Origin of the sequence: Gordonia sp. NPDC058843 (assembly GCF_042743165.1) — a bacterium.
Classification (GTDB): Bacteria; Actinomycetota; Actinomycetes; order Mycobacteriales; family Mycobacteriaceae; genus Gordonia.
The window spans coordinates 13,200-37,912 of sequence record NZ_JBHYNC010000019.1 but is presented as its reverse complement, the minus strand read 5'-3'; the positions used below and the strand labels follow the sequence as shown (position 1 = coordinate 37,912).

Annotated in this window: 25 protein-coding genes; 15 read left to right on the top strand and 10 right to left on the bottom strand. The window is 67.3% G+C overall.

Annotation, left to right across the window (positions count from 1 at the left end):
• Positions 1-19: 19 nt before the first annotated feature.
• Genes ACFW3F_RS14345 through ACFW3F_RS14325 form a run of 5 tightly spaced genes read left to right on the top strand, consistent with a single transcriptional unit; the run spans position 20 to position 4,412 of the window.
• The gene (locus ACFW3F_RS14345) at positions 20-754 is read left to right on the top strand and encodes a FadR/GntR family transcriptional regulator (RefSeq protein ID WP_388058402.1); all 735 of its coding nucleotides are present in this window, start codon (positions 20-22) and stop codon (positions 752-754) included.
• Positions 751-1,896, top strand: coding sequence for a galactonate dehydratase (gene dgoD, locus ACFW3F_RS14340; protein WP_388058400.1), 1,146 nt, complete (start codon positions 751-753; stop codon positions 1,894-1,896). Before ACFW3F_RS14345 ends, dgoD begins: the two co-directional genes overlap by 4 nt.
• Before the next feature lie 37 nt (positions 1,897-1,933).
• Positions 1,934-2,581 carry a bifunctional 4-hydroxy-2-oxoglutarate aldolase/2-dehydro-3-deoxy-phosphogluconate aldolase gene (locus ACFW3F_RS14335; RefSeq protein ID WP_388058398.1) on the top strand — a complete coding sequence of 216 codons (648 nt, stop codon included), beginning with the start codon at positions 1,934-1,936 and terminating at the stop codon, positions 2,579-2,581.
• Positions 2,578-3,540, top strand: coding sequence for a sugar kinase (locus tag ACFW3F_RS14330; protein ID WP_388058396.1), 963 nt, complete (start codon positions 2,578-2,580; stop codon positions 3,538-3,540). The genes ACFW3F_RS14335 and ACFW3F_RS14330 overlap by 4 nt, the downstream gene beginning before the upstream one ends.
• On the top strand, positions 3,537-4,412 hold the full coding sequence (locus ACFW3F_RS14325) for an SMP-30/gluconolactonase/LRE family protein (protein WP_388058394.1): 876 nt from the start codon (positions 3,537-3,539) through the stop codon (positions 4,410-4,412). The genes ACFW3F_RS14330 and ACFW3F_RS14325 overlap by 4 nt, the downstream gene beginning before the upstream one ends.
• A gap of 11 nt (positions 4,413-4,423) precedes the next feature.
• Here ACFW3F_RS14325 and ACFW3F_RS14320 read toward each other — a convergent pair whose 3' ends face one another.
• From ACFW3F_RS14320 to ACFW3F_RS14300, 5 genes are all read right to left on the bottom strand, one after another.
• Positions 4,424-4,627: a hypothetical protein gene (locus ACFW3F_RS14320; protein WP_388058392.1), complete on the bottom strand. Its 204-nt coding sequence runs from the start codon at positions 4,625-4,627 to the stop codon at positions 4,424-4,426.
• 150 nt (positions 4,628-4,777) lie between these two features.
• The gene (locus ACFW3F_RS14315) at positions 4,778-6,172 is read right to left on the bottom strand and encodes an SRPBCC family protein (RefSeq protein WP_388058390.1); all 1,395 of its coding nucleotides are present in this window, start codon (positions 6,170-6,172) and stop codon (positions 4,778-4,780) included.
• Positions 6,169-6,474: a hypothetical protein gene (locus ACFW3F_RS14310; RefSeq protein ID WP_086536058.1), complete on the bottom strand. Its 306-nt coding sequence runs from the start codon at positions 6,472-6,474 to the stop codon at positions 6,169-6,171. The genes ACFW3F_RS14315 and ACFW3F_RS14310 overlap by 4 nt, the downstream gene beginning before the upstream one ends.
• A 108-nt stretch (positions 6,475-6,582) precedes the next feature.
• Entirely contained in the window at positions 6,583-7,329 is a 747-nt protein-coding gene (locus ACFW3F_RS14305; protein WP_388058388.1) for a ThuA domain-containing protein, read from the bottom strand.
• A gap of 69 nt (positions 7,330-7,398) precedes the next feature.
• Positions 7,399-8,241, bottom strand: a complete 843-nt coding sequence (locus ACFW3F_RS14300) for a TetR/AcrR family transcriptional regulator (RefSeq protein WP_388058386.1) — start codon at positions 8,239-8,241, stop codon at positions 7,399-7,401.
• 112 nt (positions 8,242-8,353) lie between these two features.
• Between ACFW3F_RS14300 and ACFW3F_RS14295 the strand changes: the two genes are divergently transcribed.
• The 5 genes from ACFW3F_RS14295 to ACFW3F_RS14275 all read left to right on the top strand — a co-directional run bounded on the left by ACFW3F_RS14295 (position 8,354) and on the right by ACFW3F_RS14275 (position 12,876).
• Positions 8,354-9,040 carry a TetR/AcrR family transcriptional regulator gene (locus ACFW3F_RS14295; protein ID WP_388058385.1) on the top strand — a complete coding sequence of 229 codons (687 nt, stop codon included), beginning with the start codon at positions 8,354-8,356 and terminating at the stop codon, positions 9,038-9,040.
• A gap of 104 nt (positions 9,041-9,144) precedes the next feature.
• On the top strand, positions 9,145-9,852 hold the full coding sequence (locus ACFW3F_RS14290; protein ID WP_388058383.1) for a histidine phosphatase family protein: 708 nt from the start codon (positions 9,145-9,147) through the stop codon (positions 9,850-9,852).
• A gap of 57 nt (positions 9,853-9,909) precedes the next feature.
• Positions 9,910-10,671 (top strand): SDR family NAD(P)-dependent oxidoreductase, encoded by a 762-nt coding sequence (locus ACFW3F_RS14285; protein WP_388058381.1) that lies wholly within the window; start codon positions 9,910-9,912, stop codon positions 10,669-10,671.
• Between the two features lies 1 nt (position 10,672).
• Positions 10,673-12,088 (top strand): dihydrolipoyl dehydrogenase, encoded by a 1,416-nt coding sequence (gene lpdA / locus ACFW3F_RS14280; RefSeq protein ID WP_388058379.1) that lies wholly within the window; start codon positions 10,673-10,675, stop codon positions 12,086-12,088.
• 17 nt (positions 12,089-12,105) lie between these two features.
• Positions 12,106-12,876 (top strand): ThuA domain-containing protein, encoded by a 771-nt coding sequence (locus ACFW3F_RS14275; protein ID WP_388058377.1) that lies wholly within the window; start codon positions 12,106-12,108, stop codon positions 12,874-12,876.
• A 536-nt stretch (positions 12,877-13,412) separates the two neighbouring features.
• Here ACFW3F_RS14275 and ACFW3F_RS14270 read toward each other — a convergent pair.
• Complete coding sequence (locus ACFW3F_RS14270) at positions 13,413-14,189, bottom strand: SDR family NAD(P)-dependent oxidoreductase (protein WP_388058375.1); 777 nt, start codon at positions 14,187-14,189, stop codon at positions 13,413-13,415.
• Positions 14,190-14,348: 159 nt separating this feature from the next.
• On the opposite strand from ACFW3F_RS14270, the gene ACFW3F_RS14265 reads away from it, so the two are divergent.
• Positions 14,349-16,091, top strand: coding sequence for a PEP-utilizing enzyme (locus ACFW3F_RS14265; RefSeq protein ID WP_388058373.1), 1,743 nt, complete (start codon positions 14,349-14,351; stop codon positions 16,089-16,091).
• A gap of 26 nt (positions 16,092-16,117) precedes the next feature.
• On the top strand, positions 16,118-17,116 hold the full coding sequence (locus ACFW3F_RS14260; RefSeq protein WP_388058371.1) for a zinc-binding dehydrogenase: 999 nt from the start codon (positions 16,118-16,120) through the stop codon (positions 17,114-17,116).
• Between the two features lie 60 nt (positions 17,117-17,176).
• Here ACFW3F_RS14260 and ACFW3F_RS14255 read toward each other — a convergent pair whose 3' ends face one another.
• The 4 genes from ACFW3F_RS14255 to ACFW3F_RS14240 all read right to left on the bottom strand — a co-directional run bounded on the left by ACFW3F_RS14255 (position 17,177) and on the right by ACFW3F_RS14240 (position 20,949).
• Positions 17,177-17,974 carry a maleylpyruvate isomerase family mycothiol-dependent enzyme gene (locus tag ACFW3F_RS14255; protein ID WP_388058369.1) on the bottom strand — a complete coding sequence of 266 codons (798 nt, stop codon included), beginning with the start codon at positions 17,972-17,974 and terminating at the stop codon, positions 17,177-17,179.
• 87 nt (positions 17,975-18,061) lie between these two features.
• On the bottom strand, positions 18,062-18,727 hold the full coding sequence (locus ACFW3F_RS14250) for a histidine phosphatase family protein (RefSeq protein ID WP_388058367.1): 666 nt from the start codon (positions 18,725-18,727) through the stop codon (positions 18,062-18,064).
• Positions 18,724-19,374: a histidine phosphatase family protein gene (locus ACFW3F_RS14245; protein WP_388058365.1), complete on the bottom strand. Its 651-nt coding sequence runs from the start codon at positions 19,372-19,374 to the stop codon at positions 18,724-18,726. The genes ACFW3F_RS14250 and ACFW3F_RS14245 overlap by 4 nt, the downstream gene beginning before the upstream one ends.
• A gap of 18 nt (positions 19,375-19,392) precedes the next feature.
• Entirely contained in the window at positions 19,393-20,949 is a 1,557-nt protein-coding gene (locus tag ACFW3F_RS14240; protein WP_388058363.1) for an AMP-binding protein, read from the bottom strand.
• Between the two features lie 227 nt (positions 20,950-21,176).
• Between ACFW3F_RS14240 and ACFW3F_RS14235 the strand changes: the two genes are divergently transcribed.
• The 3 genes from ACFW3F_RS14235 to ACFW3F_RS14225 are packed head-to-tail and all read left to right on the top strand — an operon-like array spanning position 21,177 to position 24,712.
• Positions 21,177-22,208 (top strand): thiamine pyrophosphate-dependent dehydrogenase E1 component subunit alpha, encoded by a 1,032-nt coding sequence (locus ACFW3F_RS14235; RefSeq protein ID WP_388058361.1) that lies wholly within the window; start codon positions 21,177-21,179, stop codon positions 22,206-22,208.
• Positions 22,209-22,226: 18 nt separating this feature from the next.
• Positions 22,227-23,267, top strand: a complete 1,041-nt coding sequence (locus ACFW3F_RS14230; RefSeq protein WP_388058359.1) for an alpha-ketoacid dehydrogenase subunit beta — start codon at positions 22,227-22,229, stop codon at positions 23,265-23,267.
• Positions 23,268-23,269: 2 nt separating this feature from the next.
• The gene (locus ACFW3F_RS14225) at positions 23,270-24,712 is read left to right on the top strand and encodes a 2-oxo acid dehydrogenase subunit E2 (RefSeq protein ID WP_388058357.1); all 1,443 of its coding nucleotides are present in this window, start codon (positions 23,270-23,272) and stop codon (positions 24,710-24,712) included.
• The last annotated feature ends 1 nt before the right edge of the window (position 24,713 follow it).

Below are 24,713 nucleotides of genomic sequence, written 5' to 3'. Positions count from 1 at the left end.
CTGACAGGAAGGACCGACGATGGCCGGATACTCCGGTAGGGGCGTCCACGGTTCGACCGTGGAGTTCCTCGGCTCCCGTATCGTCGGCGGTTCGTTGCAGCCGGGAGATGTCTTGGATCTCAACGAGATCGGCACCGAGCTCGACGTCAGCAAGACCGCTCTGCGCGAGGCACTGAAGGTGCTGACGTCCAAGGGGCTGGTCGATGCGCGGCAACGCAAGGGCACCTTCGTCACCGAGCGGGCGACGTGGAACATCCTGGACAGCGACGTCATCCGGTGGCATGAGACGGGTGGCCGTGCCTCCGCGGTCCTGGCCGACCTGGCCGAGGTGCGCGCCATCATCGAACCGGGGGCCGCCTCGTTGGCTGCCCTTCGACGCACCGACGCCGACATCGCCGAACTCGACGACGCGCTGTCGGACATGCGGGCAGCGGTCGACGGTACCGCGGAGCAGGCCATCGAGGCCGACCTCCGCTGGCATCGGGCCCTGCTCAGTGCCACCCACAACCAGATGCTGGTGCAGTTGGAAGCCGTCATCGCTCCGGCACACCAGTTCCGGGACGCGGTGGTCCACGGACACAGCGACGACGACCCTGTTCCGAGCCACGAACTCGTCACCGACGCGGTGAAGGCCGGCGATCCCGAACGCGCGGCCGAGGCGGCCACGGCCCTCATCGCCAAGGCGACCGAGGACCTGGCAGCTGCACTCGGACCACACGACGACAACGACCCGGGAGGTCGAGCGCAACGATGAAGATCAGCCGAGTAGAGACCTTCTCGGTCGCCCCGAGATGGGTCTTCTGCCGCATCGAGACCGACACGGGGGTGGTCGGCTGGGGTGAGCCCGTCGTGGAAGGACGGGCCAGTACCACGCGGGCGGCGGTGGCCGAGCTGACCGAACTCCTCATCGGCAGAGACCCTCGCCGCATCGAAGATCTGTGGCAGCTCATGACAAAGGCCGCGTTCTATCGCGGTGGCCCGGTGTTGTCCAGTGCCGTAGCCGGTATCGATCAGGCGCTGTGGGACATCCTGGGCAAGTCTCTGGGCGTGCCCGTGCACCAGCTCCTCGGCGGTGCGGTGCGTGACCGGGTCCGCGTCTACGGGTGGGTCGGTGGTGACGAACCCGCCGAGGTCGCCGAGGCGGCCGGGGCGCAGATAGAGGCCGGACTCACCGCGATCAAGATGAACGCGAGCGGTCGGCTGTCGCCGATGCCGACGCCCCGCGAGATGGACGCGATCCTCTCCCGGGTCGCCACTGTCCGGGAAGTGATCGGCGACGACAACGACGTCGCCGTGGACTTCCACGGACGCGTCGGCGTCGCCGCGGCACGTCAGCTCGCTGAGCAACTCGCGCCACTCCGGCCGCTCTTCATCGAGGAGCCGGTACTTCCGGAACTCCAGCATCGGGTCGGGGAGGTCATCGGCAGTACCACGGTGCCGATCGCCTGTGGCGAACGCCTCTTCTCCAGAGCGGATTTTCTCCCCGCACTCACACAGGGCGTCGCCGTCGCGCAACCGGATCTCTCCCATGCGGGCGGGATCTCCGAGGTACGCAGGATCGCCTCGCTGGCAGAGGTTTTCGGTGCCATGCTCGCCCCGCACTGTCCACTGGGACCGATCGCTCTCGCGTCGAGCCTGCAGGTCGCGTTCTCGACGCCGAACTTCCTGATCCAGGAACAGAGCATGGGGATTCACTACAACACCACGGCAGAGATGCTGGATTACCTGATCGACACCACACCGATGACCTTCGTCAACGGCTCGATCGAACGATGGGAGGCACCGGGTCTCGGAGTCGACATCGACGAATCCGCGGTACGACGCGCCGACGGCCGGTCCCCCGACTGGCGCCCGCCGGTATGGCGTCATCCGGACGGTAGTTTCGCCGAATGGTGAACGGCGAGAGCCACCTTCGAACCGAACACGAGGAATCATGAACCCCACTCCGTCGACCGAGACACTTCGCAGCCAGTTGGCCGCCCATCGATTGCTGGGCATCGTGCGCGGCACCGATCCCGGGGCCTCGGTCCGTACCGCCCTGACCCTGTTCGACGAGGGCATCCGGATCATCGAGGTCAGCCTGACCACCGTCGATGCCTTTGCGGTCATCGAGGAGATCGCCCGGGCCACCGATTCAACCTGTCTTCTCGGCGCGGGGACGGCGTTGTCGCGGGAGTCCGTGCGTCGGGCCGCCGACGCCGGCGCCGGCTTCATCCTGACCCCCGCCCTCTCCGAAGGCGTCGACGAGGCCGTGGAACTGGGATTGCCGGTCATCCCGGGCGCACTGACCCCCACCGAGGTCCACGCCGCGGCGCAACTGGGTGCTGCGGCGGTGAAAGTCTTTCCGGCCAACGCTTTCCCGCATCGCTACATCGCCGACCTGCGCCAACCGTTCCCGGGGATCGATCTTTTGCCGGTCGGAGGCGTCGGGCTCGAGGACGTCCCCCGGTATTTCGCCCACGGCGCCATCGGCCTGGGCATCGGTTCGCCCTTGTGCGGGGACGCACCGAACGGCGGGGATCTGACGCTTCTGCGTGATCGCGCTCGTGCGTTCGTCGCGGCCGCGGAGGCCTCGCGGTGAGTCCGGCGCGCGTGGCAGTGATCGGTGAGACGATGCTCGCCCTGCGTTCCGCGGGACAGCTGGCACTCAACGCCACGCTCACGACGAGCATCGCCGGCGCCGAGTCGAATGTCGCCATCGGATTGTCGAGGCTGGGACACCCCGTTTCCTGGATCGGGCGGGTGGGTTCCGATGCCCCGGGGGACGTGGTGCTGAAGGCGCTGCGCGCCGAGGGCGTCGATGTGTCAGGAGCACAGCGGGATTCGGCCGGAACCGGAATGATCTTGTTCGATCGGCGTTTGCCCGCCGTCTCGCGTGTGGCCTACGCGCGGACCGGATCGGCCGGTTCCGCACTCTCGCCGGCGGACATCGACCTCGACGACGGGGTAGCGGGTGTCCACGTCTCGGGAGTGACCCCGGCCCTCAGCGAGAGCGCCGGCGCTGCCGTGCAGGAGGCCTTCGCGCAGGCGCGCCGTCGGGGGGCCTGGATCAGCTTCGACATCAACTATCGTGCCCGGCTCTGGTCGAAGGAGCGGGCTCGCGCCGTCCTGGAGCCGTTCGTCCGAGGCGCGGACGTCGTCATCGCGTCCCCGGATGAACTGGCACTGTTCGGTTCCGGTTCCGGTGCCGAGGCCGCTGGCACACAGGATGCGGAGTCGGTGGCCGCCGAACTGATCGTCGCCGGCGTTCGTGAGGTCGTCGTCAAGAACGGCGCCGAATCCGCCTTCGTCGTCACCGGTTCGGAACGCGCGGAGCAGCCCGCACTGCGCGTCGAGGAGGTCGACCCGATCGGTGCCGGCGACGGGTTCGTTGCCGGCTACCTGTCGGCCTTGCTCGATGGCGCCGCGCTGGACGAACGTCTGCGCCGCGCGCACAAGGTCGGGGCCTTCGCGGTCTCCTCGGTCGGAGACTGGGAGGGACTCCCGACTCGGGCAGAGCTGGACCTGATCGGCTCCGCGGGCGGATCGGTGATGAGGTGAGTACGGCGACGCTCGGCCCTTGGCGCAGCTTCGAGCACGCACCGATGACCCTGGGGGAAGGGGCCCGCGCGGTCGGCGACACCTGCGTCGTCGTCGACCTGCTCGACGGTGTCCTCTACCGCGTGGGGGACACCGTGGACACACTCGCCTCCGTCGGTCTACCGCTCGGCGCGGTGGCCCCGATCGAGGGTCGACCGTCGGAGTGGATCGCAGCAGTGGGAACCGGGGTCGCACTGCTCACCGGCGACGCCCTGACCTGGATCGCCCGACCGGCGGACGACGCGCCGACCCCGATGCGTGTCAACGATGCCCGGTCCGACCCGGCAGGTAGGTTCTGGTTCACCTCGATGGCCTACGACACCTCCGGGTCGGACGGCTCGCTGTACCGCCTCGACACCGACTTCGCCGTCACCGAGGTGCTCGACGACCTGACGGTCCCGAACGGCCCGGTGTTCAGTGCCGATGGCCTCGAGATGTTCATCGCGGACAGCGTCGCCGGCACGATCTACCGGTGCCGGCTCGATCCGGGTGGCAACGTGGTCGATCGTGAGGTGTTCGCGCGCGTCGACGGCTCACCGGACGGGATGGCCGTCGACACGGAAGGTTATGTCTGGTCGGCGATCTGGGGTACATCGGCGATACACCGTTACGATCGATCGGGCCGGTTGGCCGGCCGGTACGAACTGCCCGCGGCGCAGCCGACGAGCATCGCGTTCGTCCCCGGGCACATCGTCGTCACCACTGCGGCGTACGGTCTCGGGCCGGCGGCGCGACCTGCGGACGGTCTCATCCACATCGCCCGCTGCGACGTCGCCGGGTTACCCACCGAGACGTTCCGGCCGAGACAGGGGACGGGCCACACGACTCGGTGAACATCCCCGACTCAGCTCAGCAGCAGCCACCCGAATCGTAGGCAGAGCGCCGTGACACCGAGGACCGCGGTCGCGACCAGCCAGCGCCGCGCAAGCCGTTCGGCACGCACATGGTCGTCACCGGGCCGTAGATAGACGAAGGCCGCCGTCATCGCGCACCCGGCAGCCGAGGCCCCGACGAGGATCACCAGCGTCAACATCAACACGGTGTTCATTGTGCCGCAGGAGTGGTTTCGACAAGCTCAACCAGCGGGAGGTGCACAGTCAACCAGCTGAGATGCACAGTCGACGGTTGAGGAACGAATTCGGCGCTGCGGCTTCCTTCGAAGTCGCAGCGCCGAAGCGAGTTCGCGCCGATGAGGGGGTCAGTCGACGTCCTCGCCCACCCACTTCGCGAGCAGGTGGTGCATGTGCCGGATCTTGAGCTCTTGATACGCCGCCATCGGCAGGTACTTCTGGGTGGTGGTCTTGAGGCCGCGGTGCACCTTCGGCATGTTGTACGCATCTTGATCGAACACGCGGGCCGAGCTGCCGAGGACGGTGGCGTCGATCCAGGTCTGTTCGGGCGTCAGCCACTCCACCTTCGCCGCCGGCGGGCGCGGCCCGGTGAACGGCGCGAGCAGGTAGACGTCCATGATGGAGGTGTTGTGGTCGTCGCCGTTCGGCCGGAACCGGTAGACGATGCGCTGGTAGGCGCCCCACGGGTGGAAGTTGGGGAACACCGTGTAGTAGATGCTGTCGAGTGACTCGGCGTCGGACATGTTGTCCGCCTTGACATCACCGATGACCTCGCGGAGGCCCTCGCGAGCCAGCAGACCGGACATCTCGCGCGCGGTGACACCGTCGGGCAGGGTGACCATCGGATCCTCGTCGATGCGCGCATCCACCATCGAGTCGAACATCTCCTGCTCGCTCGGGGTGAACTTGATGTGCGGGCTGGGCACGCCGTTCGCGGTGATCCCACGGTTGAAGTTGCCCCAGGAGTCGTACTGACTGTTCGAATCCCCGGTTCCCACAACGCGTTGCGGGTGGGTGGTGATGACGTGAAACGCCTCCGAGAACGCCTCCTGGGCGATCTTCCAGTTCGCGTCGATGACCTTCGCGACGTGCGCCTGGATGTAGCGGTCCTCGAGCGGCCAGGCCTCGAAATGCTTGCCCAGGTCGCCGAGGAAGCTGGCGAGTGACTCCGAGGCCGGGTCCATGTTGATGAAGACGAAGCCGCCCCAGGTGTCGACCTTGACCTGCGGGAGGTTCATCGCGTCCTTGTCGACGTGGGGGAAATCCCATTCGCACGTCATGGACTTCAGCGATCCGTCGAGGTTCCAGCAGAAGCCGTGGAACGGGCAGCGCAGGTCCTGCCCCGCGGGGCCGCTCTCCTCGCGGAGGGTCCGGCCACGGTGGAGGCAGGAGTTGTAGAAGGCGCGGATCGACATGTCCTTGCCGCGCACGACGAGGATCGACTTCTCGCAGATCTCATAGACGTGCGTGTCGCCGGGCTCGGGGATCTCCTCTTCGCGGCACGCCATCTGCCAGACCTTGTACCACATACGATCTCGTTCGAGCTCGTGATATTTGCGGCTGATGTAGCGCGAGACCGGGACGAAATTCTGATCTTCGAAGTTGTCGTGGGTCTCCTCGCGCAATACCTGCGGGACCGGGTGGGTATCGGTGTCGAGCAGCCGTTGGTAGCTGGCGACATAGTCGGCATGCTCGTCGTCGGATGTCGACGATCCGGTTGTGCGCGTGTCGATCTCGGTCACAATTTGCCTCCTTCGGCCAGGCGGTTGCTACGGGCTTCCTCGGCGAGTCGGTCCGCCTGCATCTTCTCCAGGAGCTTCGCGGCGCCCATGAAGCGACGGTTCTGGGTGATGGGCACCGGCTCGCGCGGTCCGAGACCGACCCAGCGCGCCATTTCCGGATCGACGGATTTCACTTCGCCGTGTAGATACCGGCCTTCGGGGTCGAAGGTTCCGGTCTTGCCGTCCTTGGTGGTGACGAGCACGTTGAAGTCCTCGTCGAATTCGTAGATGGCTCGACTCATCGGATGCTGGATCTGACGCATCGGGTTCTCCTCGGTGGGCTGGCGCCTCTTACTTGGCAACGTATGCACTAACTGTAGCACCGGGAGTGAGCGGCAACACATCGAACTGTATTCGATGTCAAAAAAGGGTCAGGATCGGCGGGCTGCCCACGTGAGGGAGTTGGCGATCAGGGACCGGTAGGCCGGATGGGAGAGGGTCGCGGCGGTGTCACCGGGTTGCAGGTAGACCAGCCGCGACGTGCCGTTGGTGCGATACCAGCCGACCAGCGACGACCCCTCGGCATGCTGCCAACCAGCGCGTTCGTCCCGCCGACCGGACATGGCCAGTGCTGTGGAGAAGTGCACGTCGTCGGTCATCTGTGCGTCCGTACGCAGGAGCGGGGTCACCGAATCCTCGAAGACCTCGCACAGGTAGGTCTCGTCGACGAGATCGAGATACGCAGGCAGCCCGGCCGTCACCGGGTGCGCGCTGTCCTCGACCGTGATCCGTTGCTCGACCGCATGGCGATAGCCGGAGTCGGGGCGGAGCGTCCCACGTACGGTTCCGGGCCAGTAGAGGTAGCGACCGCCGACGAACTCGGCCCATTCGTCCCAGTTCGCCCAGCTCGCGATCGCATGATGCAGCACGACGTAACCGTGCCCGGTCTCGCGGGCGGTGCGCAGGCCTTCCCGGAACGAGTCGGACGGCGCATACGGCTCGGGCAGGGTACCGGGCATGTCGTAATGCAGGGACACGTCGTGGTCGGCCAGATCCCCCGGACCGATGTCGGCGTCGGGATGCTCGCGCCACGTCACCTCACCGGGGAGCGCGTCGAGGAGATCGGCGAAAGCTGCCCGATCGAAGGAGTGGCCGCCGGTGATCGCGAGGATGCGCATGTTCGAGTCCAACCTGCATCGAAGTAACTGTTTCTGAACTCAAGTTACTCGAGCGGCGGCGGATTCGGCTCAGCGTCCTTCGATCATCTTCGTGCAGACGTCGGTCGTGGCGGTGCGGAGGTTGGGGACGGGGATGTCCGACAACGGCCCACCCTCGATGCGAAGGGGCTGGATGGCGATGGTCATCGCGATCATCGTCCGGACCCGCAGTGTGCGTGCCGCGTGCTGCGCGGTGGCCGCTCGCCGGTTGGGCGGATCCTCCCCGGCCGGGAAGTAGTCGAACGCGCGCCGGATATGGCGTTCCTCGTACTCCTTGGTGAGCAGCCGGGTGCCGGGAGTCGCGCCGCCGGCCATCTGCAGGAACAGCATGCGGGCCGAATTGGGATGCTCGGCGGTCCAGTCCCACACCGCCGAGACGACGTCCTTGAAGGAGTCCGCGCTCGCGGACACATCATCGGGGCGAGCCGACTGCGCCGCGGCCGAACTCGCGTCCATCGCGTAACCGAGCGCGCTCTCGAAGAGTTCTTCTTTGCTGGCGAAGTGGTAGTAGACCGCGGTCGGGACCATCCCCGCCTCGGTGGCGATCTCCTGGATGGAGGCCTCGGCGAAACCCTTCCGCGAGAAGACGCGGACCGCGGCCTTGACGATGAGATGTCGTCGTGACGGACGATGCGCGGTCGTGCCGGTGCTCGGCGCGGTCGCGATCGGCGCAGCGTCCTCGGTGGCGTCCGGGTCGCTCTCGGGCGTGTCGCCACCGGGCGCGTCGGCGTGATCGAGGTCGTCTACGTCGTCCGGTTCACCCGCGAGTGCGACGTCGTCGGCGGCGGGTGTGGAATCCCAGCCGAGCCAGTCGGCATCGGACTCCGACGTGCGGCCGGCCGGCCGGGCCGTCTCACGTTTCGCTCTCGCCATGCGTCCTCCTCGCCGAATTCCCTGTCGCAAACCCGTCGGGTCGTGCACCTCCCGGCTCCGACCACGGCGTGCCAACAGGATGGCACAGCCAGGGACAGCTCCCGATGCTGTCATGATCTATCGCATGGCGGGCAAGAATCCCTCAGGACGAAGCGCTTCCGGCCGACGCGGCGCCGGACGCGCACCGGCGAGCGCACCGACCGGTGCCGGCGGTACCAAGCGTGCCGCGCACCGCCCCTCCCGGCGTGATGTCGTGGTCGAGGCGGCGATGCACCTCTACTCCATGCGGTCGATCGAGGACGTCACGGTGGCCGACATCGCCGCTGAGGCCCAAATGACCTCGGCGGCAGTGTATTACCACTATCCCTCCAAGGAGGAGGTGCTCCTCGGCGGCCTGCGCATCTTCGCCGAGCAGATGCTCACGCAACTTCGCGCGGAGATCGACGCCGATCCCGACTCCTCGCTCGGCGACGTCATCATCTCGGTGCTCGAGTGGACCGACGCCCACCGCGCGGCATCACTGGTCTACTTCGTGCGGTCGCCCGGCTGGAGCCTGTCGATCGAGGCGCTTCGGCGGGAAGTGCGTCTGGAGATGCTCGCGATCTTCTCGGCCGAATTGCGGGTGCGCAACCGCATCACCTCGAAGGCCAAGCAGGCAGCGGCGGCAACGGCGCTGTCCAGCCTGCTCGAGGTCTCCGCGTCGTCGTGGCTCACCGAGGACGTCGTACTGGCCAACCTGGGGCGTCGGCGCTTCTCCGACGAGGTGCGTGAGCTCGCCGCCGACATCTCCAGCGTGTGATGTGAACGCTTGCTGCCTATAGATTGACCGGCATGCGCTCGAGCTGAACTGGGGTTTCGGCGGAGTATCTTTATAGCGAAGTCAGTTTGTGGTTCACTGGAGCCGTGCCCAACCAGACCCGTGCGCGCTCGATCGACCTCGACAATCCGTTCGCGCCGCTGGCCGGACTGTGCGAGCTGGTACTCGTCCGGCACGGCGAGCAGGCGTTGAGCAAAGAACTCAGCGCGGCGCAGACAGTCGATCCGCCGCTGTCCGACCTCGGCCTGCGACAGGTGCGTGCCGTGGCCGATCGGCTCTCGACCCACACCATCGATGCCGTCTACAGTTCGCCGCTGCGCCGGGCGCTCGACACCGGTCGGGCCATCGCCGGGCATCACGGTCTGGAACCGGTCGTCCGCGACACACTGACCGAGTACGAGCCGTGGCAGGCCTTTCCGGCCGACGCGTCGCCGTTCGAGACGCTCCCACACGATGAGATCTCACGGATCTTCCGAGAGCACATCAGGACCCGGAGTTACGAGCCGTTTCCATACGCGGAGGACCCGGTGGTGTTCCGTGCGCGGGTGCTCGGCGAGATCGGACGGATCGTCGACGCGCACCTCGGCGAGCGAGTGGTGGTCACCTGCCACAGCGGGGTCATCAACGCCGTACTCGCCGATGCGCTCGGCAGCGGTTTCGACATGCCGGTGCGCGTCCACCACACCTCGGTGAGCGTGTTGCGTGGCGCCGACACCAGGCGTGCGGTCCAGTCGGTCAACGACTTCACGCATGTACTCGACTTCCAGACTTCCGTCGGCGCGATGAACCTCTAGCCGACCCTCCCGATCACAGCCCGACCCGCCAGAACGACCCGAAAAGAAGGACCCGACATGGATCTCGACCTCACCGGAAAGCGCGCCCTCATCAGCGGCGCGAGCAAGGGCATCGGCCTCGCCATCGCCAAGACCCTCCTCGCCGAGGGTGCGTCCGTGGGCATCTGCGCCCGCGGTGAAGCTCAGCTCAAGACCGTGGCCGACGAACTGTCGGAATCCGGGACGGTGTTCTGGAAGTCCGTCGACGTCGGCGACTCGGCGGCGGTGACGTCCTTTGTCGATGACGCGGCCGAAGCGCTCGGCGGGGTCGACATCGTCATCGTCAACGCATCGGCGATGTCGGGCAAGGGTCGCGAGGCCTGGGAGAACAGCTTCAACGTCGACCTGATGAGCCTCGTCGGCTTCATCGAGTCGGCGACCCCGTATCTGGAGAAGAGTTCGGCGGCTTCAGTTGTCACGATCAGCACGACGTCGGCTATCGAGGCCGGGCCCATCACCACGGCCAACAGCTACGGCGCACTCAAAGCAGCAGTGCTGCAACACTCCTCGGCGCAGGCACGAGCTCTTGGGCCGAAAGGCATTCGGGTGAACGCGGTATCACCGGGACCGGTGTACTTCGAGGGTGGCCCGTGGGACACCATCAAAGAGCAGCGCCCGCAGCTCTACGACGCAGCACTCGCGTCGGCCTCGCTGGGCAAGCTGGCCGCCGCCCAGGACGTCGCCAAAGCCGTGACCTTCCTGGCATCACCGGCCGCCGGTCACGTCACCGGAACCAATCTGGTCGTCGACGGCGGCTTCACCAACCGATTCGACTTCTGAGATGAGCCCGAGCTCCGTCGACACCGACTCCATCGAGACCGCCGACGTCGTCGTCCTGGGCGGCGGTTCGGGCGGTTACTCCTGTGCCCTGCGCGCCGCGCAGCTCGGCATGTCGGTCGTCCTCGTGGAGTCCGGCAAGCTCGGCGGTACCTGCCTACACAACGGCTGCATCCCGACCAAGGCACTCCTGCATGCCGCCGAGGTCGTCGAATCCGTGCGATCCGCAGCTGATTTCGGAATCAAGGCCTCTTTCGACGGCGTCGACATCACCGCGGTGCACGCGTACAAGCAGAAGGTCGTCGACGGCCTGTACCGGGGGCTCGAAGGGTTGATCGCCTCTCGGCAGATCCGCGTGGTGCGGGGTCATGGCCGCGTGGTCGGAGAACGAATGGTCGCAGTCGATCTCGCAGACGGGGGAACGTCGCACCACCGGGGCGAGGCCCTCGTGCTCGCCACCGGATCACAGTCGCGGACCCTGCCGGGCCTCGACATCGGCGGCCCGATCATGACCAGCGACGCCGCGCTGGAGATGGATTCGATACCCGAATCGGCGATCGTCCTGGGGGGCGGTGTGATCGGCTGCGAGTTCGCCAGCCTGTGGGCGTCCCTCGGCGTCGAGGTCACCGTCGTGGAGGCTGCGCCGCGACTGCTCCCGACCGAAGACGAATGGTCGTCGAAGCAGCTGACGCGGGCTTTTCGCAAGCGCGGCATCACCATCCGGACCGGGACCGCGCTGTCCGCGGCACGAGTCGCCGAGGATGGCGTCACCGTCGATCTCGCCGACGAATCGGAGCCGTTGCACGCCGACGTGTTGCTGGTGGCGGTGGGGCGCGGCCCGCGGACGACCGGCCTCGGGTTCGAGGAGGCGGGTATCCGCCTCGACCGCGGATTCGTCGCCGTCGACGACGCGTTGCAGACCAGCGTGCCGGGTGTCTACGCGGTCGGCGACATCGTGCCGGGTCCGCAGCTCGCCCATCGCGGTTTCGCGAACGGCATCTTCGTCGCCGAGCAACTGGCCGGCCTCGACTGTGTACCGGTCGCCGACAGCGGAATTCCCCGTGTCACCTATTCGCACCCCGAAGTGGCGTCGATCGGGCTGACCGAGGCCGAGGCCGCCGACCGTCACGGCGAGGTCACCACCGCGATCTACGACCTGGGCGGGAATGGCAAGAGTCGCATCTTGCAGACGTCGGGCGGGGTGAAGCTCATTCGAGCCGGAACAGACGGACCCGTCGTGGGCATCCACCTCGTCGGTGACCGTGTCGGCGAGCTGATCGGCGAAGCGCAGCTCATCTACAACTGGGAGGCGACCGCCGACGATGTCGCGAACCTGGTGCACGCACACCCGACCCAGGCCGAGGCGCTGGGCGAAGCGCATCTCGCGCTCGCCGGCAAGCCCCTGCACGCGCACGCCTGAGACTCTGAAGGAGGGGCATGTCCGGACCCGCCGGCCGCCTCGACGCGGTCGTCATCTGCGGTGGGCAGTGGCACGACTTCGACTACGCCAGACTGCAGCTCCTCACGCTCCTGGCCGAGTACGAGACCGTCCGCACCAGGGTCTTCGACGACTACGCGGGTGCGTCCGCCGCCATCGACGACGCGGATCTGCTCATCACCTACACGTGCAACCGGATCCCGGACGAGGTCGCGCAGCAGGCGCTCGTTGACTTGTTGGCGCGCGGTGGCCGGTGGCTGGCATTGCACGCCACCAACTCCGCGATCGAGCCGACGCCGCCGGGATCGTCGAGCAAGTACGTCACCCCACGCACGATGGGCGTGGTGCCGCAACTCGTCGGCAGCCAGTTCCTGGGGCACCCGCCGATCGCGCCCTACCGGGTCGAGATCACCGACCCCGGCCATCCGCTCGTGGCCGGCGTCCAGGCCTTCCAGGCCGTCGACGAGCTCTACGTCAGCGAACTCTTCGAGCCGATAGAAGTACTCGCACACACGCGGTTCGTCGGCGAGTCAACGGGTTTCGCGGAGGGTCACACCACCTCCGACGGCCCGCTCCCGGTGCTCTATCTGAAGAGACATGAACCCGGGACCGTCTGCTACTTCACGCTCGGTCATTGCCGGGGCAGGTTCGACGTCCAGGATCTGGGTATCGACGACCTCGGTCGAGTCGACCGCGGGAGCTGGGACGTGCCGGAGTACCGCACGATCCTGGGGCGCTGTGTTGCGTGGGCGGTGCGCGGGACGTTCTGACGGTCGCCGAGAGTACCAATCTCCGAACGCTTTCCGATTCCTGATCCGAAAGAACCGCCGAACCACTGGTCAGGGCCGGCCGGCGAGGCGGCACAGCAGCCGCGCTATCTGCATCGATCTGCGCTAGTTCCGAGTAGCGCAGATGATGCCGAAGTAGCGCTTCTGTAGGCCACAGCGACGCCCCTGCTCTCTGAGGTGTGAGGAGGCAGGCGCCCCCCTGCTCCCTGAGGTGCGAGGAGGCAGGCGACCCCCCTGCTCCCTGAGGTGCGAGGAGGCAGGCGCCCCCCCCCTGCTCCCTGAGGTGTGAGGAGGCAGGCGACCCCCCCCTGCTCCCTGAGGTGTGAGGAGCGATAGCGACGAGCCTCGAAGGGTCTGGCGAGGTATCTCACGAGGCCCTTCGAGGCTCGCTTCGCTCGCACCTCAGGGAGCAGAGGGAGGCGCCTCGCCGACCTGGGGAGCAGAAGGAGGCGCCTCGCCGACCTGGGGAGCAGAAGGTGGCGCAGGGGGAGGCGCCTCGCCACCTCAGGAACAGGAGGTCAGTACGACGCGGTACCGCCGTCGACGCTGAGGATGGCACCGGTGATGCCGGCGCCTTCGTCGGAGGCGAGCAGCATCGCCATGGCGGCGACCTCCTCGACGGTGTTGGGGCGCTTGATGGACGACTCCTGCGAGAACAGGTCGACCATCTCCTCGAAGCTCATGCCCATCGCCGCCGCGGTCTGCGGGCCGTTGTTCTTGATGATGTCGGTGATCACGAGTCCCGGACAGATCGCGTTGACCGTGATGCCCTGCGTACCCACTTCGCGGGCAATCGATTTCGTCATTCCGTTGATCGCGTGCTTGGCCGCGACGTACGCGGTGAACACCGGCTTGCCCTGCTTGCCCTCGACCGAGGAGATGTTGATGATCCGCCCGTGGGAGTTGGGGATCATGTGCTGCAGAGCGCGCCGGGTAGCCCAGAAGTTCGAGTTGAGGTTCCAGTTCATCACGAGGCTCCACTCCTCGTCGGACAGCTGCGCGGTGGGCTGCAGATCGTTCGCGCCGCCGGCGTTGTTCACCAGGACGTCGATGCGTCCGAAGGTGGCAACCGTCTGCTCGATGAAGTCCTCGACATCGGCTTGCACGGTCACGTCGCCGGGAAAGAACGCGGCGCGGTCGCCGACGCCGAGATCGGCCAGAGCTTTATCGCCCTTCTCCTTGGACCGGCCGTTGAGAGCCACCTTCGCACCCTGGGCGAGCGCCGCTTCGGCGATGCCACGACCGATTCCCTGCGTCCCGCCGGTGACGGCAACCACTTTGTCCTGCAACTTCATCGAACGTCTCCTTGATTCCTGAACGAGAGACCGAGACGAGTTACTTGCCAACGCCTACAGTCTTGCAGGTAGAGTGTCACACATCACAGCTCACGTGTATAGCCTGTCAAGAAACTATGGCCGCGAAATCCGAGCGGTCCCAGGAGAGACGAGAACGACATGTCCGAAGAGCGCTGGTTGGTCGACACCGAACCGAGTGCACGTCTACCCATCTACACGCGGCTCAACGCCAGCGATGTGCTGTCCGATCCGATCACGCCGCTGGGTGCCGACCTAGGGTGGATTCAGAACATCCTGCCGGGGTGGAACGCCGGCTACGCCTTCCACGGCAGCTACTCGCTCGTGGAGAAGCCGGACGTCGCCGCCTCGTCGGGAATCTTCTACGGACACCTGTACATCAACCTGTCGATGTCGCGGCTCGTGGGTATTCGCGGCGGGCTGTCGGTCGAGCTCGTCGACCAGCTGTTCTACGGCGGTGACCCGGACATCCCCGAATACGTCGGACATCCCGACGACGAGAACGTCGACGCCAGTGCGCGATTGGCCGCTCGCAACGCCTGGATCCTGTCCACCGAGACCTTTCCGGAGCTCGAGGAGGACCGGGAATTGGCCGATCGGCTGCGCACCGAGCGTCCGGACCTCTCGAGCCTGACACCCGTCGCGCTCGTCGCCCGAGCACGGTCCGTCATGCCTCTCGAGCGCGCCGCGTGGCGCGGTGAGGTCGCCGCGACCAACGGAGCGGCGGTCGGGCCGTCGGTCCTCGGTCAGCTGCTCGGGCCCGAAAACCAGGCCCTCATCGTCACGCTCGTGGGTTCGGCGGGTGACGTCGACTCGGCGCTGCCGTCCTTCGCGCTCTGGGAACTGGGGCGGATGGTCCGCGCCGACGAACGCCTGACCGAAGCCTTCGACCAGGGCATCGACGGTATCGCCGCGCGGGTGCGCGGTATCGATCCCAAGTTCGATACCTCTTTCGCCGACTTCATCGCCGAGTTCGGCTACCGCGGGCCGAACGAATGGGACCTCGGGTCCACGTCATGGGAGACCAAGCCGGAACTCGTACTCGGTCTCATCGACCGACTGCGGTTGCAAGACGATTCGGCCTCGCCGGCAGCACGTCTCGCCGAGCACGGGGGCGACACCGACGCGGCCCTCGACCGGGCACGCGAGATCGTCGGCGACGACGCGGAGGGCCAGGCGACGCTCGATGCGGCGCTCGCCTCGGCACGACGCTTCGCCGCCTGGCGCGAGCGGGCGAAGACCAACTGCATCAAAGTGTTGCACGAGGCGCGGGTGCCGCTGGCGGAGCTCGGGCGACGGCTTCAGGAGCAGGGGCATCTGGCCTCCGCAGACCACGTCTTCATGGCGGTCGACGGTGAGCTGGACCTCTTGGCCAGCGACCCGGCCGCACTGACAGACACCCTCGCCGAACGGCATCGTGCGTGGAAAGGCCTGTTCGGTCTGGACCTGCCGACCTTCCTCGACACTCGTGAGCCGCTGCCGCCCCTGTCGAGTTTGCGACGCAAGGACCAGGTCGAGGTGGCCGAGGTGGTCTCGGGCGAGGTCCTGCAGGGCTCCGGGGCGTCCCCCGGCGTCGTGCGCGGCCGGACCCGCGCCATCACGTCGATGGCCGATCTCGACAGCTTCGAGGTGGATGAGGTCCTGGTGGCGCCACAGACCGACCCGTCGTGGACGCCGCTGTTCATGGTGTCCTCCGCTGCCATCACCGATGTCGGCGCCATGGGGTCGCACGCGATGATCGTCAGTCGCGAGCTCGGGATTCCCTGCGCTGCGGGCGTTCCCGCTGCCACCCGACGAATCCCCGACGGCACGCTGGTCGAGGTCGACGGCTCCATGGGTACGGTCACGATCCTCGAGCTGCCGACCGCTGTGACGGCGCCGTGAGCGGGGGCGCCGCGATGGCGGGCGACGTGACCACCACGCGGGCGGTCTTCCTGCGGAAGCGTCCCGACGACGGTGTACCCAGACCGGAGAACTTCGAGGTCCGCGAGACCGACATCGGTTCAATGCGTGGCGATCAGATCCTCGTCGAGAACCGCTACATGAGTGTCGACCCGTCGATGCGAGGGCGTCTCGGCACTTCGGAGATGCACTACACCACCAGTTTTGCCGAGGACGCACCACTCGACGGTTCGGCGATCGGCGTGGTGGTCCGCGGCAACGACCGGATTCCCGCCGGCGCCTGCGTTCGCCACCGGCTGGGCTGGCGCGAGCTCGCCGTCGTCGATGCCGATGCCGCGACCGTCATCGATCCGCGCGGAGTGGATCTGCAGCATTGGCTCGGCGTCCTCGGACAGCCGGGGTTCACTGCGTACTGCGGCTTGTTGCGGGCGGGCGGGCTCCGCTCCGGCGATGAGGTGTTCGTATCGGCGGCTGCGGGTGCGGTCGGTAGCGCGGCAGGACAATTCGCGCGACTGTTGGGCGCGAGTCGGGTCATCGGCAGCGCCGGCGGGCAGACCAAGGCGGCGCTGCTGACCGAGCGACTGGGATTCGATGCGGCGATCGACTACCGAGCCGCACCGGTCGCGCAGGGATTACGACAGGTAACGGACGGGATCGACCTCTACTTCGACAATGTCGGTGGCGACCATCTGATCGCTGCGCTGCACAGTCTGCGGATGAACGGACGGGTCGCGTTGTGCGGGATGATCTCGGCCGTCGGCGACGACCGGCCGCCGATCGATCATCTGATGCAGGCCATCCTCAAGCGGATCGCGTTGACCGGTTTCATCGTTCGCGATCACGAGGATCTCCGTCCGGAGTTCGAGGAACGAGTGCTCGGCTGGCTGACCGCAGGTGAGCTCGTGGCCGAGTCCACGATCCACCGCGGCATCGACAACGCTGTCGAGGCGTTCCTGGCGATGCTCGACGGTGGCAACGTCGGGAAGATGCTCGTCGAACTGAACTGACCGAGAAGAAGCCCGGACGCGGTCGCGTCCGGGCTTCTTCGTGTGCGCGGCGAGGCTGTGTCAGACGATGTCCAGGGTGTCGAGGACCTGCCCGGCGTGGGAGTCGTCTCCGTCGATGGTCACGTGCTCGCGCCAGGGTGACCGGGTTGTCCCCCAGACCACGAAATCCGCTGCGGACGAGGTGATCACCGTGTCGGACCGATCGATTCCCGGATTCACCGAGAGCAGGTCGGGCCCGGGCTGCAACGACCATTCGCCGCCGCCCGGTCCCTTGAGGCGCAGCCCGATCGCGCGCCCGTCCAGCGCGGCGTTGACCGGCCGGCACATCTGCGGCAACCCGGCGAGCATCCAACCGATCGCCGCGTCGAGCAACGCCTCGTGGCCGCCGTCGAGCCGACGGGACACCGGACCCTCCGGTGCGAGGAGGTCCACGTACATGTGGCACCACATGTCGAACGCGAACGCATCGGAGAGTTGATGCGTCTCATAGGTTCCGAGATCCGTGAGAGTCATCGGAGCAGATGCGACCGCGGGGTCCTGCATCGCCGTCAACACATCCATGGCCGGGCCCACCGTGCTCAGGAACTCGTCGGCGACCTGGGTGGGGGTCCAGTCCCGCCGTGCGTCGACGAGACGGTTCTGCAGTTCTTCGGCGGTCTTCGGGGGTGGGACGGATGGATCAGGTTCGGTCGGATTGACGATCGCGGCGAAGTTCGAACCAGTGTGGGCCACCAGGTCTTTGACGGTCCAGCCCACGCATCGACTCGGTGCCGACCACTCGGAGGGGGCCAGATCTCGGACGATGGATGAGTATTCGTCGGCGAGTGTTCGGCTCGCCACCACCCCGGCGTGACTCATGGTGCTCTCCTCGGGAACTGATGGCGATGTGGGCCACATCACCAATGTCCCGAACAGTAACAGGTTTCTCTGTCAAGAAAGAGCGAGTCAGCCGAGATGTGCTGTCTCGTTGACCGATTGCACGACCAAGCGACCGGAGAGGGTGACTGCGATACGGGAAACCGACGTGTAAGCCGGGTTGAAGAAGAACGGTGACGGCGTCTGCAGGATGTCGCTGAGGAGCGTGTTGATGACGCCTCCGTGCGAGACCAGTACCGACAGCTCGCCCGGTGCCGAAGCCGCCGCATCGAGTACCGCCGCACGCATCCGGGCCGCGGTGGCGGTGCGGTCATAGTCGGGGACGAAGTCGTCGTATCGGCCTTCGGCAAAGGCTCGACCCCGGTCGGTGGCGGCGATCGCCTCCGGGGTCGCGTAGACAGCGCGATCGCTGTCCCATTCGCGCAACCGCTCGTCGACCCTGACCTCGAGTCCGAGTGGTTCGGCAGCATGCCGCGCGGTCTCGTGCGCGCGCATGTACGAGCTCGCGACCACCTGCACGACGGGGAGCCCACCCAGCCAGGCGCCGAGCCGACGGGCCTGGTCGACACCCTCGGGTCCCAGGCCGGGATCCGGGCCGGCCGGTCCGCCCGGCAGACCGTGTCGGACCAGGATGATCTTGCTGGCCGCGGCCACCGTCTCGCGACTGTCGACGATCTCGTTCCGGAGCGAGGGAGCATCGCGTGTCCCGGGGCCGGGGGCCGTGATGCCCGTCATCGGGCGAGCTCACCGTCGAACGCGGTGGCCGGGAGTGTATCGGGGTCGGAGGCGAACGGCATGCCGCGCAGGTGTGCGGTGTCGTTGACGGAATCGACGACGAGGACCCCGGAGTCGAGGCGGCGCACCCGTGCGATGCTCGTGTAGGCGGGGTTGTGCCAGAACGTCTTCGGCATCTCCAGCACGTCGGCGAGAGCTGCGTTGATGATCCCGCCGTGCGCGACGGCGACGATCCGGCCACTGTCGCGTAGCCCCAGGATCTCCTCGAGTGCCGAACGCGCGCGCCGCCGGAAGGCGGGCAGATCGAGAGACGGCACGTACTGCTCGTAGCGCCCCGAGCTGACGGCGAGTAGCCGTGGGTCGTCGGCGGCCATGTCCTCGACGGCGGTGTAGTCCTCCGGCGAGATGTCGTCATCCCACTCCCGGAGGTCGTCGAGTACGTGGTCGATGTCGCGGGAGAGTTCCGAGGCGATCACCTGGGCGGTCTGTAGCGCCCGGGAGTACGGGCTCGCGACGATCAGGTCGATCGCGTCGTGCTGCAGCCAGGTGGCCAGTCGCCGGGCGTCGGCGATGCCCGCGGGCGCCAGTTCGGGATTGCGGATTCCGGAGACCGGCTGGCCGTGCCGGACGAACAGGATCTCGATCATGTGTGCCTCTCGGTGTGCTCAGCCGGCGATGGTCCGGTCGGAGTCCCAGTAGGGTCGCCGTAGCGCCTTCTTGTCGAGCTTGCCCATGGCGTTTCTCTGCAGGTCATCAACGACCACATAGTTTTTCGGACATTTGTACGACGCCATCGACTCCCTGGCGAAGACGCGGATCGCCTCGACGTCGGGTGCGGTGCCCGCTCTCGGCACGATGAGTGCCAGCAGCGCCTCGCCGAGATCGGCGTCGGGTATCCCGATCACGGCGACCTCGGCGACGTCGGGGTGCCCGCGCAGCACCTGTTCGCTCTCGGCGGGATACAGGTTCACGCCGCCGGAGACCACCATGTCGGCCACCCGGTCGGTGATGAAGACGAAGCCGTCCTCGTCGACATGCCCGACGTCGCCGAGTGTGGCGACGCCGGGGAGGATGTAGGCCTTGGCGGTCTTCTCCGGATCTCCGTGGTAGACGACCTCGCGGCCCGGTGGCGTACGAAACCCGAGGACGCCGGTCTCGCCGGGCCCCAGGACTTCGCCGTCCGAACCCACCACCACGACCTCGAACGGGTCGACCACGCGCCCCACCGAACTCGGATGGGCAAGCCATTCGTGGGAGTCGATCTTGCAGACGGTGCCGATCTCGCTGCCGCCATAGGACTCGATCAGGACCGGACCGAACCAGTCGATCATCGCGCGCTTCACCTCGGCCGGGCACGCCGAACCGGTGTGCGCCACATAGCGGAGGGACCCCACCTCGTAGGACAGCCGGGTCTCCGCCGGCAGCGCCAGCAGACGCTGGAAGTGAGTGGGGACCATCAGCGTCGACGCGACGCTGTGAGTGCTGATGAGGTCCAGGATCCGCTCGGCGTCGAAGCGGCCGAGAACGACCACCGGTTCGCCCGACAGCAGATGGCGGATGGAGGTGAGTGGCCCGTTGTGCTGGAGGGGACCGACGACGAGATGGGGTCCGGCGGGATAGCCGGACCGTGCCGCCACCGCCTGCTGGAACGCGGCCGCGTTCGGCGCGGAGCCGGGCAACCAGCGAACCTCGGTGCCGCGCGCCCGCCCCGTCGTACCCGAGGTGTAGACGAGCGGCGGTCGCGCCGGCCGCTCGGCGAGGTCGGTCGGGAGGGCCGCCGGTGTCGAGATCAGGTCCTGCCAGTCGAGGTGCGCAACCGACTGCGGGAGCCGAACCGGTGCGTCGACGTTGTGGGTGATCACCGTGGTGGCAGCCCCGGCGGCGGCCTCCGCCGCCGCGTCGAAGCCCGACGGGCCGGTCACGACCGCGACGCATGCGGCGTCGTTGAACTGGTCAGCCATCTCGCCCGCCGTCAGTTGACGAGAGACCGCGACGGTTCCGACACCGGCCCCGATCGCGGCCACATGGGCCAGTAGCGTCTCGACGCGGTTCTCGCCGATGATCGCGATCCGATCATCGGGTCCGGGAGCCACCGTGCGCAGCGCGGAGGCGAGTCGGCCAAGTGTCTCAGCTGTGTATTGCCATGTGAGGCAATTGGAATCGTCGGCCAGGGCGAGGCCGGCGGGGTCGGTTGCCGCGCGATCTCGGATCCGGTCGAGCATCGGTCACCACTCCTTCGCACGGGTTGTCTGCGCACTCATCGTCGGGTTAACTGGAGTGCAAGTCAAGTAAGGGTCGGAAGTGAGCCGCAGTAGGCGACTAACTTGATAGTGATTCTACTAACAATCGTCTACAGTAGTGACACATACTGCAGAAGCGATCAACAAAGTCTGCGGTCCGGCGACACTCCACAGCCGCCCCACCTGCACAGTCAGCACAGAGAGGTGTCATGGTGACCACCACCGAGACCAGCGTCGCGGTCGCGACCGACCGACCGACCCGGCCCCCGGAGCCGATGCCCGGACGGGACGTCGTCCTCGACCTCCACCGCCGCATGGTGCGCATCCGGCAGTTCGAGACCGAGGCCGGGAAGCTGATGGAGGGCGGCAAACTCCCCGGCTTCCTGCACCTCTACGTCGGACAGGAGGCCGTCGCGGCCGGTGCCATGAGCAACCTGCGCGACGACGATCAGATCTCCTCGACGCACCGCGGCCACGGTCACGCCGTCGCCAAGGGCGCCCAGTTCCGCCAGATGTTCGCCGAACTCTTCGGGCGCGTCGATGGCTACTGCAAGGGACGCGGCGGATCGATGCACATCAATGACCTGTCGATCGGCATGCTCGGCGCCAACGGCATCGTCGGCGGCGGCATCCCGATCGCGGTGGGGGCCGCCTTCGCGGCCAAGTACCGCGGTGACGACTCCGTCGCGATCCCGTTCTTCGGTGACGGAGCGAGCAACATCGGCGCCTTCCACGAAGCCGCAAACCTGGCCGGCATTCTCGAGCTCCCGGTCGTGTTCGTCTGCGAGAACAACGGTTACGCCGAGTTCACGGCGCTGAGAAACCACATGAAGCTCGAGAACGTGGCCGACCGCGCTGCGGCCTACGCGATGCCGAGCGAGATCTGCGACGGCATGGACGCGATCGAGGTGCGCGCGGCAGTCGGACGGGCCGTCGAGCGCGCACGCAACGGCGGCGGCCCGTCGCTGGTGGAGGCCAAGACCTACCGCTACTACGACCACCAGGGTGTGAAGGGGCTGCGCAAGACCTACCGGACCCAGGACGAGGTCGAAGCCTGGATGGAGCGCGACGCGATCAAGCTGCTCGAAGCGCGCGCCGTCTCCGAAGGCGTCGCGACCGAAGCCGAATTCGCCCAGATCTGGGCCGAGGTCGACGCCGACGTCGTCGAATCCGTCGCGTTCGCCGAGAACAGTCCGTATCCCGACCCCGCCGACATCGCGCTCAACGTCTACAGCGTCTGACCCGGAGAAGCCGAGAACATGTCCACTGCAACAGAAACCATCGCAACTGAATCCGGCGCAGACAGCGCGGCTCCGGCAGCGCGGTCGACCACCTATGTGAAGGCCTTCAACGAGGGTGTCGCGCAGGTCATGCGCGAGAACGACGACGTCTTCGTGATCGGTGAGGACGTGGCCGCCTACGGTGGCGTCTTCCACATGTACGACGGCCTCCTCGCCGAGTTCGGGGAGCGACGCATGGTCGACACCCCGATCGCCGAGATGGGCTTGATCGGATTGGGCGTGGGGGCCGCGGCCCGCGGACTGCGACCGATCGTCGACATCATGTTCATGGACTTCCTCGCCGTCGCCCTGGATCAGGTCGTGAACCAGGCGGCGAAGATGAAGTTCATGTATGGCGGCGAGGTCAAGGTGCCCATGGTCATCGCCGTCGCCTACGGCGCGGGCGTCAGCGCCGGCGCACAGCACTCGCAGAGCCTGGAAACCTGGCTCGCACACACACCCGGGCTCAAGGTCGTCATGCCGTCGAATGCCCGGGATGCCAAGGGACTGCTGGTGTCCGCGGTGCGGGACGACAACCCGGTCGTCTTCATGCTCAACAAGGTGCTGCTCGGATCGCGCGGTGAGGTCCCGGAGGAGATCTACGAGATCCCGATCGGCGAGGCAGCCGTGCCGCGCGCCGGCGACGACGTCACCATCGTGGCGTTCGGCCGCATGGTGGCAGAGGCGCTGAAGGCCGCGGAAGCGCTGGCCGAGCACGGTATCTCCGCGGAGGTCATCGACCCCCGGTCGGTGCAGCCTCTCGACACCGCGGCGATCGTCGAATCTGCCCGCAAGACCAACCGCATCCTGGTGGTCCACGAGGCCGTGACCTTCGGCGGGATCGGGGCCGAGGTCGCGGCGCAGATCCAGGAAGAGGCCTTCGACCACCTCGACGCACCGGTGCTGCGTATCGGTGCGCCGTTCACCCCCGTGCCGTTCAGCACCCCGCTCGAGAAGTCCTACGTCCCGGACGCGGATCGGATCGTCGCCGGAGCGCGTCGACTCCTGGAAAGGAACTGATCGTGGCCGTCCAGATCGTCCTGCCCAAACTCGGTCTCACGATGCAGGAAGGTGTGATCGGCGGATGGGTGGCCGCGCCGGGCCAACGGGTCTCGTCGGGCGACACCCTGTTCCGGGTGGAGACGGACAAGGTCGACGTCGACGTGGAAGCCGAGGGTGAAGGAGTGCTCGCCACCGCCGTGGAGGCGGGCGCCGTGTTGCCCGTCGGCGCCGTGGTCGGATGGTTGCTCGCCGACGGCGAATCGGTGCCCGAAGGCGCGACATCGCCCGACGGTGACGCGGGGCCGGCGACGCCCTCACCGACTGATGCCTCATCCGAGGTGGCGCCGGCGGTGTCAGTGGACTCCGCCACCGCTGCCGCCGCCGGCGGTCGGCTCAAGGCCTCGCCGAATGCACGACGCGTCGCGGCGGAGGCCGGGGTCGATCTGACCAGGCTGACCGGCACCGGTCCGGGCGGGCGAATCGTATCCGAGGACGTCGAGGACTTCCTGGCCCGACCGCAGCCGGAACAGACCCAGGTCGAGCGGCCGGCGACGGTCGACAATCCGGGCGCAGCAGCAGGTTTCGTCGGTCCGGTGGTGCGCAAGCTCGCCGCCGAACTCGGCGTCGATCTCGCGACCGTGACCGGTAGCGGCATCGGCGGACGCATCACCCGCTCCGACGTCGAGCGCGCCGCAGGCGAAACCCATTCGGCTGTAACCCGATCAGCGGCACCGGCGGGGGGCGCTCGAACACCGGACGGGCCACGACCCGGCGACGTGATCCCGCTGCGCGGCATGCGAGGCGCCATCGCCCGGAACATGATGGACAGCCTGCACTCGATGGCTCAGCTCACCCACGGGTACGAGGTCGACGTCACCGAACTGGTCGCCACGCGCGCGGCCCTCAAGGTCGAGGCGGTCGAAGCCGGGCGCCGCGCACCGAGTCTCAACGACTTCGTCGTCCGGGCCGCCGCCCTCGCCCTACGCGAGCATCCGCTGCTCAACGCGGGAATCGTCGACGATCAGATCGTTCTCGCCGAACGCATCGACGTCGGTCTGGCCGTGTCCGTCGACGGTGGTCTCCTGGTTCCGGTCGTCCGGGACGCGGATCATCTGTCGGTCAGCGCGATCGCGGACCGGACCCGCGAACTCGCGACCGCCGCACGTGGGGGAACGCTCGGACTCGACGACCTCGAGGGAGCCACCTTCTCGGTCAGCACCCTCGGTGCCCACGGGATCGACTTCTTCACCCCGGTCATCAATCCGGGCAACGTGGCGATCCTCGGTGTGGGCCGTGTCAAGGACGGATTCCGGTGGGAGGATGACACTCCGGTGCGCACGCAGGTGCTCACCCTCAGCCTGACGTTCGACCACCGCGCGGTCGACGGAGTGCCTGCGGCCGAGTACCTGCGCACGGTCGGGCAGATCCTGGGGCGGCCGCTCACCCTCCTGTCCGGGATCTGAC